This is a genomic window from Sphingomonas sp. Leaf10, assembly GCF_001421245.1.
GTDB lineage: Bacteria > Pseudomonadota > Alphaproteobacteria > Sphingomonadales > Sphingomonadaceae > Sphingomonas.
The window spans coordinates 1-12188 of sequence record NZ_LMKE01000011.1 but is presented as its reverse complement, the minus strand read 5'-3'; the positions used below and the strand labels follow the sequence as shown (position 1 = coordinate 12188).

11 protein-coding genes are annotated in these 12188 nt (G+C 63.5%); 6 read left to right on the top strand and 5 right to left on the bottom strand.

Features of this window, described 5'->3' with window-relative positions; translation table 11 throughout:
• Positions 1 to 3893: beta strand repeat-containing protein (locus ASE59_RS20665; protein ID WP_056455536.1), on the bottom strand; the 3893-nt coding region annotated here is incomplete at its 3' end.
• Positions 3894 to 4065: 172 nt separating this feature from the next.
• On the opposite strand from ASE59_RS20665, the gene ASE59_RS09670 reads away from it, so the two are divergent.
• Positions 4066 to 5295 carry a glycosyltransferase family 4 protein gene (locus ASE59_RS09670; protein ID WP_056455534.1) on the top strand — a complete coding sequence of 410 codons (1230 nt, stop codon included), beginning with the start codon at positions 4066 to 4068 and terminating at the stop codon, positions 5293 to 5295.
• Between the two features lie 94 nt (positions 5296 to 5389).
• Here the strand turns inward: ASE59_RS09670 and ASE59_RS19665 are convergent, their stop codons facing one another.
• Positions 5390 to 5548 (bottom strand): hypothetical protein, encoded by a 159-nt coding sequence (locus tag ASE59_RS19665; RefSeq protein ID WP_156359991.1) that lies wholly within the window; start codon positions 5546 to 5548, stop codon positions 5390 to 5392.
• Between the two features lie 224 nt (positions 5549 to 5772).
• Here ASE59_RS19665 and ASE59_RS09660 point away from each other — a divergent pair, with 224 nt between their 5' ends.
• Genes ASE59_RS09660 through ASE59_RS09650 form a run of 3 tightly spaced genes read left to right on the top strand, consistent with a single transcriptional unit; the run spans position 5773 to position 8185 of the window.
• Positions 5773 to 6312, top strand: a complete 540-nt coding sequence (locus ASE59_RS09660) for a TadE/TadG family type IV pilus assembly protein (RefSeq protein ID WP_056455530.1) — start codon at positions 5773 to 5775, stop codon at positions 6310 to 6312.
• The gene (locus ASE59_RS09655) at positions 6309 to 6845 is read left to right on the top strand and encodes a TadE/TadG family type IV pilus assembly protein (RefSeq protein WP_056455528.1); all 537 of its coding nucleotides are present in this window, start codon (positions 6309 to 6311) and stop codon (positions 6843 to 6845) included. Before ASE59_RS09660 ends, ASE59_RS09655 begins: the two co-directional genes overlap by 4 nt.
• Entirely contained in the window at positions 6803 to 8185 is a 1383-nt protein-coding gene (locus tag ASE59_RS09650) for a pilus assembly protein TadG-related protein (RefSeq protein ID WP_156359990.1), read from the top strand. The genes ASE59_RS09655 and ASE59_RS09650 overlap by 43 nt, the downstream gene beginning before the upstream one ends.
• Before the next feature lie 14 nt (positions 8186 to 8199).
• Here ASE59_RS09650 and ASE59_RS09645 read toward each other — a convergent pair whose 3' ends face one another.
• The gene (locus tag ASE59_RS09645; protein WP_414899170.1) at positions 8200 to 8889 is read right to left on the bottom strand and encodes a recombinase family protein; all 690 of its coding nucleotides are present in this window, start codon (positions 8887 to 8889) and stop codon (positions 8200 to 8202) included.
• 241 nt (positions 8890 to 9130) lie between these two features.
• On the opposite strand from ASE59_RS09645, the gene ASE59_RS09640 reads away from it, so the two are divergent.
• Entirely contained in the window at positions 9131 to 9355 is a 225-nt protein-coding gene (locus tag ASE59_RS09640; protein WP_268795268.1) for an AbrB/MazE/SpoVT family DNA-binding domain-containing protein, read from the top strand.
• Positions 9352 to 9741 (top strand): type II toxin-antitoxin system VapC family toxin, encoded by a 390-nt coding sequence (locus tag ASE59_RS09635; RefSeq protein ID WP_056455525.1) that lies wholly within the window; start codon positions 9352 to 9354, stop codon positions 9739 to 9741. Before ASE59_RS09640 ends, ASE59_RS09635 begins: the two co-directional genes overlap by 4 nt.
• Positions 9742 to 9783: 42 nt before the next feature.
• Here the strand turns inward: ASE59_RS09635 and ASE59_RS09630 are convergent, their stop codons facing one another.
• Both ASE59_RS09630 and ASE59_RS09620 read right to left on the bottom strand, forming a co-directional pair.
• Positions 9784 to 10176: a Dabb family protein gene (locus ASE59_RS09630; protein ID WP_156359989.1), complete on the bottom strand. Its 393-nt coding sequence runs from the start codon at positions 10174 to 10176 to the stop codon at positions 9784 to 9786.
• A 341-nt stretch (positions 10177 to 10517) separates the two neighbouring features.
• A partial coding sequence (locus ASE59_RS09620; protein ID WP_056455519.1) for a TonB-dependent receptor occupies positions 10518 to 12188 on the bottom strand: 1671 nt, incomplete at its 5' end.

Below are 12188 nucleotides of genomic sequence, written 5' to 3'. Positions count from 1 at the left end.
GCGTCGTTATCCTCGCCGCCGTCGAGCGTGTCGTTGCCGGCACCGCCGATCAGCTGGTCGTTGCGCTCGCCGCCGCTGATCGAGTCCGCACCTTCGTTGCCATAGAGCGTGTCGTCGCCATAAGCGCCGTTGATGGTGTCGTTGCCGGCCAACCCCGAATAATTGTCGCGGCCCGCGCCGGTGAAGCTGTCGGCGCCGGTCGTGCCGCTCTGCACCGCATAGACGCCGGTCGAGCGCAGGTCGGGGGTGAAATTGTCGGGGGTCAGCGCGGTCGCGGTGACGTTCTTGAGCAGCAGATATTGCTGGAAATTGTCGCCGCCGCCATTCTGGTCGAAATCGATCGCGGTATCGCTGCCGACCTGGCGCAGCCGCATCCAGCCACCCGAGATCAGCTTGGTCGCGTCCATCCCGGTACCGCCACCCAGCGACAGTCCCGCCTGGTCAAGGACGATCAGGTCGCCGCCACTGCCCGTGGCGAAATCGGTGATCGTGCTGACGATCGGCGTCTGGTTGAACAGGTAATAGAGGTTATAGCGATCGCGCCCAGTGCCGCCGCTATAGCTGTCATTGCCCTGATAATAGCCGACAAAGTCGAACCGGTCGTCGCCCGCGCCGCCGCTGAACGTGTCCGACCCATAATGGTCGGCGAAACTATCGTCGCCATCGCCACCGACGAAGCTGTCGTCACCATAGGAATAGCTGAAGCTGTCGTCCCCGGCCCCGCCGTCGAAGGTGTCGTTACCCTGTTCATAGCTGCTGAACACGTCGTCGCCATCGCCGCCCGACAGGCTGTCGTTGCCGTTCTGCCCGACCAGCGTGTCGTTACCCGCGCCGCCGAGCAGCGTGTCGTTGCCCTCGCCCCCGTCGAGATAGTCGTTGCCGGTGCCGCCATCGATGCTGTCGTTACCGGTGCCGCCATACAGCGAGTCATCGCCGCCCAGCCCGGAGATGGTATCGCCCATCGGCGTACCGTCGATCCGCTGGTTATTGGCATCGCCGGTCAGCGTCGCGCCGGCAAAGCCCGGGCGGTACCAAGTCGTGAAATTGTCGGCGGTGAAGGCCGACGGGTTCGTCACCCCTTCGAACCGGGCGATCGTCCGCCACGCATAGCCGGTGCCGCTGCCGTCGTTGTCGACCTGGAGCACGACCGCGCCGCTGTCGGTGGTGAAGCGCAGATAGCCGGCGGTGAACGGGTTGGTCGACGGGTCCCAGCTCTGGAAATAGCTGGTGTCGATCTGCAACCGGTCGCCGCCCGTGCCGGTCGCGAAATCGGTGATGACGGTCAGGTTGGCGTTCGTCGTCGGATAGGCCGACAGGATATAGGTATCGCGCCCGGCGCCGCCGGTCACCGTATCGACCGACCCGCCATAGCCATATTCGCTGCCGAACGTGTCGTCGCCATCGCCCAGATCGACCGTCGCATTGCCGGCATAGCTGTAATAGCCGCCGCGCACGCTGTCGTTGCCCGCGCCGGCGACGACCGTGTCGTTGCCATAGATCGCCTCGATCGTGTCGTCGCCATCGCCGCCGATCAGGCTGTCGTCACCATACCCGCCATCGACATAGTCGTTGCCGGCATCGCCCGACAGCGTGTCGTTGCCGCCCTGCCCGTACAGCCGGTCGTCGCCCGCGCCGCCTTCGGCATCGTCATCGCCTTCGCCGCCATCGACATAATCATTGCCGTCGCCGCCCAGCAGCGCGTCGTTCTGATAGCCGCCATAGAGATAATCGTCGCCGGTGCCGCCATCGATGCTGTCCGCGCCGGAGCCGCCGTTCAGCGTATCGTTGCCGCCAAGGCCAGTGATCGTGTCGCCGTCATTGGTGCCGTTGATCTCCTGCGCCAGCGCGCTGCCGCTCAGCACCAATCCCTGACCGTTCGGCGCGAAGCCCAGCGTGAAATTGTCGCGGGTGAAGGCTGAGGGTGCGATCCCCTCGAAGGTCAGCCACGTCACCCAGTTGTTCGCGCCGCCATCCTGGTCGATCTGGAGCAGGGTGTTGCTGCCGCTCGCCAGCAGCCGCAGATGCCCGGTCGTGAACGGGTTGGCACCAGTGGCGAGGCCGGAGAAGTTCCAATAACCATCGACGACATCACCGCCCGCGCCGCCTTCGAACCCGGCGATCGTGTCCGCGCCCTGATTGGCATAGTAATAATAGGTGTGGAACGTGTCGCGCCCCGCCCCGCCGACGAAGCGATCCGCGCCGGCGCCATAGCCGACCCAGTCGAACCGGTCGTCGCCATCGCCGCCGACCAGCGTATTGTTGCCCTCGGTATCGCTGAAATAGTCGTTGCCCGCGCCGCCGACCAGGCTGTCGTTGCCGGCATTGCCGTACAGCGTATCGTTGCCGTCGCCGCCCGCGACCGTATCGTTGCCGCCGCCACCGTACAGCGTGTCGTTGCCCGCCCCGCCGTCGAGGCTGTCATTGCCGGAATCGCCGCTCAGCACGTCGTCGCCGACGCCGCCCGACAGGGTATCGGCGACCAGCGATCCGTTCAGCACGTCGCGCCCTTCGCCGCCGGTCAGGACATAGCCCTTGTCGGCAGGCGCATAGCCGATGAAATTGGCGGCGGTCATCGCGCTGGCGGTCACGCCGTTCAGTTGCAGCACCGATACCCAGCCAAAGCCGGTGCCCGCCCCGTCGCGATCATATTGCAGCAGCGTGTTGCTGCCCGACTGAAGCAGCCGGAGGAAGCCGGTCGCGAACGGATTGGTGCTCGAATCCCAGCCCGACAGATAATAGACGACGTCGTTCAGGTTGATGACGTCGCGGTTCTCGCCGCCACCGGCGACGAAGTCGGTGACGATGTCGGTATGCTGGTTCGACGGATAGGCATAGAGACCGTAGCCATCGATCGTCAGCGTGTCATTGCCGGCCCCCAGCGTGATCGTATCCGCGCCGCCCGCTTCGCCGCGGCCGACACCGACATAGCGGATCTCGTCGTCGCCCGCTCCCGCATTGATGAGGTTCGCGCCGGCATTGTCCTCGAAGATATCGTCGCCGGCACCGCCGATCAGCGTGTCGTTGCCGGCGCCGCCAAGGATAGAGTCACCCCCATCGCCACCATCGATCGAGTCATTGCCATATCCGCCGATCAGCGTGTCGCCCATCGATCCGCCGCGGATCGTGTCGTTGCCGCCGCCGCCATCGATCCGGTCGGCAAAGGCGCCGCCGTCGATCAGGTCGTTGGAATCGGTGCCGGTCAGCGTATCGGCGAGCGGGGTGCCGGTGATCGTCTCGCCCACCCCGGTCGGGCTCCAGCTCGGTGCGAAATTGGTCGCGACCAGCGCGGTGGCGGTGACGTTCTTCAGCACCAGCAGCGTCTTGATGCCATGCGCCGTGCCGCTGGCGTCGATGTCGACGCGGATCAGCGTGTCGCTGCCCGACTGCACCGCCGATAGGAACCCGGTGAGGAACGGGTTGCTGCCCGCGCTATAGCCGATCAGGTCGTTGACGACTTCGGACAGGTCGATGACGTCGCCCGACGCACCGGTGGTGAAGTCGGTGACGGTATCGGCCAGGAAGCTCAGCGGGAAATTGCGGACGCCATAGCCATCGACGCGCAACGTGTCGCGACCCGCCCCGGTGGTGATGGTATCGGCGCCACCGACACCATCGGATCCCATGCTACTGATCCAGTTGAACGTGTCGTTGCCGGCCCCGCCATCAAGGACGTTGCTGCCGCGATAATCCTCGATCCAGTCGTCGCCTAAGCCGCCGCGCACGGTGTCGTTGCCGTCATTGCCGTACAGCACGTCGTTGCCGTCGCCGCCGTCGATGCTGTCGTTCCCGGCATTGCCGTACAGCGTGTCGTTGCCGCCATTGCCGGCGATGCTGTCGTCCGAGGAGGTACCGGAATAATTGTCGCCACCGGTGGTGCCGCTATAGTTCGCCATCTGCCATCCCCCCCACGTCCGACGGCATGCCCCCTGCCATCGCCTTCACCCGACCCATTGCCGGAAACGCGCGACATAATGGTTACTTGAATGTGAATTCTCAATAACTTTAACTGTCTATTGACAGGACATTATTCGTTTATTTGCGTCTACCCCAAATGGAGTATTGCGGTTGGACATATTGTTCATTCACCAGAACATGCCGGCGCAGTTCAAACATCTTGCTCCGGCACTGGCGGCATCGGGAAAACATCGCGTCGTCTTCGTAACCCGCGGGAAAGGCGTTGATATTCCCGGCGTCCGCTGCGTCGGGTACGAAGCGCCACGTCCGGCCAATCCGACCACCCATCACTATGTCCGCCTGTACGAAGCCAGCGTCCGCTATGGACAGCAGGTCGCACGCACCCTGCTCCAGCTCAAGCGCGAAGGATTCGTGCCGACGATCGTGATTGGCCATCCGGGCTGGGGCGAGATGATGTTCGTGCGCGACGTGTTTCCGCGCGCGGTGATCCTCAGCTATGCCGAATTCTATTATCATGGCGCCGGGGCCGATGTCGGCTTCGATCCGGCGCAGCCCGCCGATCTCGACACCGTGTGTCGCACGCGGGCGCGCAACGCGCATCTGCTGCTCAGCCTCGACATGGCCGATGCCGGCATCGCGCCGACCGAATGGCAGCGCAGCCGCCATCCCGAAATCTACCAGCCCCGCATCCGCACCATCTTCGACGGGGTCGAGACCGATGTGGTGAAGCCCGATCCGGCGGCGCGCTTCCGCCTGCCCGACGGGCGGACGCTGTCGCGGCAGGACGAGGTCATCACCTATGTCGCGCGCAACCTCGAACCCTATCGCGGCTATCCGTCGTTCATCCGCGCGCTGCCCGCCATCCTCGCCGCCCGGCCCGAGGCACAGGTCGTCATCACCGGCGGCGATCAGGTCAGCTATGGCGCCCCCGCCCCCGATGGACGGTCGTGGCGCGAGCAGATGGAGCTGGAAATCTCACTGACCACCGGCCCGTTCGCCGACCGGGTCCATTTCACCGGCAAGCTGTCCTATGCGAACTATCTGTCGTTGCTGCGCGTCTCCAGCGTTCACACCTATTTGACCGTGCCGTTCGTGCTGTCCTGGTCGTTTATCGAGGCGATGGCGACCGGCTGCGTCATGGTCGCGTCGGACACCGCGCCGGTGCTCGAATTCCTCGAACCCGGCATCAACGGGCATCTGGTCCCGTTCCACGACCCCGCCGCCATCGCCGACCGGATTATTGGGGTGCTGGCCGACCGCAGCGACCACCTGCGGCTGCGCAAGGCGGCACGCGCGACCGCCGTCGGCCGCTGCGCGCTGTCGGTCTGCCTGCCGCGCCAGATGCAGCTGGTCGAGCAGTTGACGGGGGTGTCGGTGTAGGCCGGCGGCAGGAAGCGATAGACGCCGCTGCACGAGATCCTCAGGTTAGGCGCGCCATGCGCCGGCGACCGGCTCGATCCGCCCCCGACAAATGCTAAATCAAAATTTCAAGTCCGAGAGATCGAACGGGGGCAATACGCGCTTCGAGTTCAGCAATGTATCGGCCGATCGCCTGACGCGACGGATGGTCGTTCAGACGGTCGATGATATGTTTTGCGCGGGTAATTTCGCGTTCAATGGCGGCCTGCTGCATCATCGTCTCCGGCCCCCCGAAAACAGACCACCGCTCGTGCCCAGGGAACGTTAAAAATGCGTTAATTTCCTACTCTCGAAATTTTCGTTCTTGGATCAGCGCCGATAATTCCGGTTCCTACCAGGACCGTCAGTCCACGACGAACCGCTGTCGCTGTAGGTCTCATACCAAAGGATGAATGACCATCTAACCCGTTTTTAAGATTACGTTTCTAAACAGAACGAATGTTTTACGGTCTTCGCATAAAGTCAAAAGACCACAGCCTGCGCGCGGACAAACGGGGCGCCGCAGCGATCGAGTTCGCCCTGTGCGCCGCGGGGTTCGTAGGGCTGCTGATAGGCACGCTGCAAATCGCGATCGTTTTCTTCGTTCAGAACAGCGTGCAGACGGTTGCCGAGACGGTTGCGCGACAGGTGCTGACCGGACAGATTCCTTCGGGAACGACACAGAAACAGTTCCGTGTACTGGCATGCGGCAGTCTTCCAGCGTTCCTGACCTGCAGCAACCTGTATGTTGATGTCCGGAAGCTGACGGACCTGAGCGGCGTCGGATCGGTTGATGCCGGGGTCAGCGTCAATGCTGCTGGACAGGTAACCGATGCTACCCGCTTCGAGTTGGGCGGCGCTGGCGACATCGTCGTGCTGCGGCTGCTCTACAACTGGCCGATTGGTACCGCGCCGCTCGGGCTTAAACTCAGCAATCAAGAAGGCGACACGCGCATCATCGTCGGCACGATGGCGTTCAAGGCGGAGCCGTACGCATGACGCGCTCGCAACCCACCGGAATGATGGCCGACAACCGCGGAACCGCGCTCATTGAGTTCGCCATCGCTTTGCCGGTGCTGCTGCTGCTGTTCCTCGGCGGATACCAGCTGAGCGACGCAATTACCGCTAGGCGCAAGGTGACCATCATGACCCGCGCGGTCGGGGACATGACGTCGCAATACCGGGCGCTGACGACCAACGAACTCGACGGGCTGATGAACGGCTCCACACAAATTCTGGCGCCTTACGCCACCGCTCCGGCCCGGTTGCGGGTAACCCAAATAACGATCGAGAGCAGCGGAGATGTCTTCCGGATCGACTGGAGCCGTGGCCGTAACGCCTCAGCACTTCCTACCGGCCGCTATTACGCAAGCGCACTGCCGGCAGCGTATCGTCAGCCGAATACGGTCTTCCTCTACACGCAGTCGGCCTACACCTACGATACTGCGCTGTCCGGTTACTTTGGATCGATCACCTTCTCGGAAGATCTGTGGTTGCTGCCGCGCCGCTCCTCTACAATCACGCTGTCCTGAGCCAAGCCATGCGCATATCTTTCCTGTCCGCATTCGCCCGCGACCAGCGCGGCAACATCATGATGATCTTGGGGTTGGCCCTGGTACCGATCACCTTCGCTACCGGAATGGCCATCGACTACGGAACGGCCATGCAGCTGCAGACCGATCTCAATGCTGCGGCCGATGCGGCCGCTCTGTCGGCGACGAGTGCGGCGATGATGCGCCAACCCCTTGCCACTGCCCAAGCGCAAGCGCGAGTAATGTTTCAGGCGCAAACGTCTGATTTGCCTGGTCTCGTCCCGTTAAACTACGCGGACACGGCGCAACTGCAGATCACCGTAACCGAAGGGACGTCGCAAGCCGAGGGCTTCGTGCGCACGGCAACGGTCACCTACCGTGGGCAATCCACAAACAGCTTCGCTGGCATCCTTGGCAAAGATACACTGACCGTAACGGGTACCGCCACGGCAAAGGCGAGCACGGCACCCGATACCGACTTCTACGTCTTGCTCGATGCGTCGTCGTCGATGGCGCTGCCGACCACGACCGCCGGCATCAACTTTCTAAAATCGCGGACTGTTCGCGATGGAAACCCCGATGGCTGTGCTTTCGCATGCCACCAAACAAATCCGGACAACCCGAACATCCGCAATTCCAGCGGCCAGATCATCGACTATTATACCTTCGCACATAACAACGGCATCGAACTCAGGATCGACGCAGGTAAAAATGCCATTCGCAATATGGTCTCGAGCGCGCGTAGCGAAGCCGCATCGAACGGCGCGGCGTATCGCTTCTATCTCGCTACATTCGACCGAAGCGCCAACTACCGTGAACTGACCGGGTCGACGCCGTCAGGTGATTTCAATTACGTTAGTTCCAAAGCTATTACGGCTGAGACCATTGCCGTACAGATGCATGGCTACCTATACGATCGCCAGACAGAACATGCCGGATCACTGGCCAAGCTGAACGCCGCCGTGACGTCGAATCCGGGAAATGGCCTTCGTACGCCGGGAGATCGTCCAAAAGCGACGCTATTCCTGATCACTGATGGCATGCGCGACGAAGAGATCAACGGTCGCCAAATGGGTCCGATTGCCCCGGATCAGTGCGATGCGATCAAGGCGCGCGGCATCCGGATTGCCGTCCTCTACACGACGTACACCCCGGAATCGATCAATTACGATCCTTGGGCGGTCAGCAACGTAGTCCCACGCCTGCCGGAGATCGGACCTGCTTTGAAACGGTGCGCATCGGACGACTTGTTCTTCGAAGTATCGACCGATGGTAACATATCGCAAGCGCTCGCCGCCCTGTTTCAGAAGGCTGTGCAGACGTCCCGCCTTACGAGATAGCCCTTCTACACCGCTTACCTTGCACTCGCCGACGCTGTTTCAGAATCTGCAACGCCGTTGATCGGCGCGCATTTCGCTCTATGCAGCGCAGTCACGCGCTTAACCTGCGCGATGCTGCACCCCGCCAGTTCGGCCGTACGGGCGATGCTCATGCCAGCTTCGCGCAGTGCGACGATGCGGCGGTGGTGCGCCAGATCGGGCTTCCGCCCGGTGTAGCGCCCTGCCCGCTTGGCGATCTCGATCCCCTCGCGCTGGCGCTCGCGCCTTGTTTCGTAATCGTCGCGGGCGGTTTGCAGCGCGACGCGGAGCAGCATGTCCTGCACCGCTTCCAGCACGATCCGTGATACCCCCGAACTGTCGGCGACCAGATCGGACAGGTCGACGATCCCCGGCACCGCCAGGCGCGCGCCCTTTCCCCGGATCGTTGCGACCAGCAGTTCGGCTTCAGGCAAAGGCAGTCGGCTGATCCGGTCGATCTTCTCGGCGATCACGACTTCGCCGGGTTGCAGGTCGTCGACCATGCGCAGCAGTTCCGGTCGATCGGGTCGCGCGCCCGACGCCTTCTCGCGGTACACCGCCGCGACATAGAAGCCGGCCGCCCGCGCGCCGGCGACGATCGCCTCCTGCCGGGCGAGATCCTGTTCGTCGGTGCTGACCCGCAGATATACCCGCGCCGCCCGGATCATGTTTTGCTGCTTGCTCATCATTCCCCGGCTCAACTGGGTATACCCATATGCGCCGACCACCCACCGACCGGCTCGGAACTACGATAGCCGATCCTGCATGGCCTAGCCAACCGAACCGTGTTCAACTAGCCATAATGTCTTGGCAGTTGGTTATCGCGGTGCCCGAATGTCTCTCACTAGCCTCTAAACCGGATTTGTGGCATTCGGTACTGCAAATGCTATTTTGCGAAAGCAGCGCCATATGATACTCTAGGTCAATATAACCCCCAACGGCCGCATGAGCCTACCGATTGGCATCCGCAAGCGCTTGGGTCTCGAAGCCGGCGGCGCGGTCCTTGTCGAGGAAACTGCCGATGGAGTCGTGTTACGCACCGTCGGGCAGGCAGTGGCCAAGGCGCAGGCAATCGCCAAACGCTATGCGCAACAACCCGATGCGTCGGTCGATGCCTTTCTGGCTGCGCGGCGTGAGGATAGCGGGGAATGACCCATGTCGTCCTCGATGCCTCGGCGATCGTTGCGTTGCTAAAAGGTGAGCGCGGGGCCAGCAAGGTTACGGCCGTCATCGCGGACGCGTCGGTCTGCGCGATCAACCAGGCCGAGGTCGTCAGCCATTTCGTCCATCTCGGCGCGCCGCTCGAAGAGGTCCGTGCCATGCTGGGCGCGCTGCCCTATACTGTCATTCCCGCCGACGACGCCTTGGCATGGGAGGCCGGCAGCCTGCGCACGGCGACGGCGGCGGCCGGGTTGTCGCTGGGCGATCGCTTCTGCCTTGCCCTGGCCAAACGGCTCGGCGTTGCCGCCTATACGGCCGACAAGGCGTGGCGCGACATCGCCTCCGATGTCGCGGCGAAGGTCGTCATTATCCGTTGACGGGGCGCCCCGCCGGTCGTGGCCACCCGCTTCGCGTGGTGGTCAGGCCGGCACGCTGTCATAGACGACGACCCTGCGCCACAATGGCGCGCAGGCGGCGACGAATGCCTGATGCGCCGGATGATCCTGATAGGCCTTCTGATCGGCAACCGTATCGAACAGCATCAGTTCGGACACGTCGAAGCTGGCATCGACCACGTCGCGCTGCTCGGTTCCGGCCGGCACACCGACATGCAGCTCGCGTATCTGCGGTATCGCCGCCAGCGCTTTCAGCCCGGCGATCAGCTTCGCCCGATCCGCGGCATTGCCCGGACGCTCGAGCCAGAAGAACACCTGATGCCGGATCCGGCCGGCGGGTTCGGCCCTGGCCGGATCGCTGCCGGCCACCGTCGCAGCGGCAAGCCCGATACCTGTAAGAATGTCCCGCCTGTCCACCTTGCTTCCTCTCCTTGCTGCCGATCGACGATACCCTAGAGCGTGATGACATGGTTTTGACCCATCGGGATTGCGTTGGGGCGTTTGCCGGCGAGGAAGGACGCGCAGCGCGGGCTATTGGCCCGGGCAAGCTTCCTGACGACGTCCGGCGAGCGCCCCAACGCAACCGCATGGCGGCGGGCGAAAATGGCTGCGTGGCAGCGTCGCTCGTCGGTCACGGGGGCAAAGCCCCGCTCCCTCCTCGCTTCTTGCCACGCAGCCATTTTCGCTCCGTCACGATGGGTCAAAACCATGTCATCACGCTCTAGGCCAGCGCGGCCGTCCGTCGAACCCCTTTCGTTTCAGATGTCTAGCCGCAGCGAGGCGCGCACGCTTCGCGGTGCGCCGGGATAGACCCACAATGCGCTGTACGAGCTTGCCGCGTAACGCCGGTCGAACAGATTATCGGCGTCGAGACGGATACGCAGACCCTCCGTCAACGGCGCCTCGACGCCCATTTTCACCTTCCAATATTCGGGCAGCACCAGCGGCTGCGCGGTCAGCGATCCGGCCCGGTCGCCGACATAGGCGGCACCGCCGCTCAGCTGCCAATCGCCCCGCGAGGTCGCAATCCGGTGCACGACCAGCAGGGTCGCCGAATGCGCCGGCACGTTGAGCACCCTCGGCGTCGCGAATGCCGTGTCGTCCGCCTTCGCATCCACCCACGCATAGTTCGCGACCAACTGCCACCCAGCGCCAAGCCGTGCCGACGCGTCGAGTTCGATCCCGCGGCTGACCATGCTGCCGACCGGTGCCAGGAAATTGGGATCGACCGGATCGGTGGTGAGAATGTCCCGCTTGCGGATGTCGAACCATGTAGCCGCCAGATCGACGCCCGGCAGATTGGCGGCGATCCCGACTTCGTACCCACGCCCGGTTTCCGGTCCGAACCCGGCACCGTTGCGGTCGGTGCCGGTGTTCAGCGAAAAATTCTGACCCCAATTGGCGTGCACCGCGAGCATGTCGGTCAGGCGATAGCGCCCGCCGACGCGGAAGTTCACCGGCGCGTCGATGTTGCGCCCGGTGCCGCCGCTATTGTTGTTCACGATCTTCTGTCGATAGGGATCGATCCTCGCCCCGCCGACCAGGGTCAACCGGTCGGTGACGTCCCACATGTCCTGCACGTAGAAGGTCCCCGCCCAACGGCTTTCGTCATTGTTGGTGAACGGTCGCAGCGCCGCGGCCACAGACCCATAGACCGGATCGTACAGGTCGATCGCATAGGGTGCGGCCGCCGACGGATTGATGCGCATCCATCGCTCGCCATAGAAGAAACGATAGCCCTTCCATCCGGCGCTGACCCGGTGCCGCCCGATCTGTCCGGCCAGTTCCAACCGTGCCGACAGGTCATCGACGCTGAAATCGCGCGAGCGGCGTTGCCGCCAGAGCGCCGTGCCGACGATCCGCGACTGATCGGCCGACAGCCCCCGCAAGCTCCCCTTGCGCCAGACCACGCCGCCGTTGAGCGTCCAGCTTCCTCCCAGTTGCGCCAGGGCGGTAATCTGGTGCTGGTCGTTGCGGGATCGGGTGATGCCGTTCGTCGGTTCGCCATAATAGTTCGATCGCGGCAATGCGTTCGCATCGCCATTCACTGCCGGTATGCCGCGGTCGAACGGCGTGTCGAACTGGCTGAACTCCCCGGTATAGGTGAACCGGAGCGCATCATTCGGGCGCCAGGTCAGCGACGGCGAAACGATGCGGCGGCGAAGCGTGACGGTGTCGCGCCAACCCTCGCTGTCTTCGCCGGCCACCACGATCCGCGCCGCCAGCGTGCCCGACAACGGTCCGGTCGCGTCCATCTCGACGCGACGGGTGTCGAACGATCCATAGCTGACCATGGCATTCGCATGCGGAGCGAAGCGCGGCACCTTCGTCACGATATTGACCCGTCCGCCGGGATCGACATCGCCGAACAATGCGCCCGCCGGTCCTTTCAGAACCTCGATCCGCTCGGTCGTGGCGGGGTCGCGGGG

Coding starts and splice junctions, on each gene's coding strand:
- ASE59_RS19665 (WP_156359991.1), bottom strand. CDS start 5,548: ATGCAGCAGGCCGCCATTGAACGCGAAATTACCCGCGCAAAACATATC.
- ASE59_RS09660 (WP_056455530.1), top strand. CDS start 5,773: ATGTTTTACGGTCTTCGCATAAAGTCAAAAGACCACAGCCTGCGCGCG.
- ASE59_RS09655 (WP_056455528.1), top strand. CDS start 6,309: ATGACGCGCTCGCAACCCACCGGAATGATGGCCGACAACCGCGGAACC.
- ASE59_RS09645 (WP_414899170.1), bottom strand. CDS start 8,889: ATGAGCAAGCAGCAAAACATGATCCGGGCGGCGCGGGTATATCTGCGG.
- ASE59_RS09635 (WP_056455525.1), top strand. CDS start 9,352: ATGACCCATGTCGTCCTCGATGCCTCGGCGATCGTTGCGTTGCTAAAA.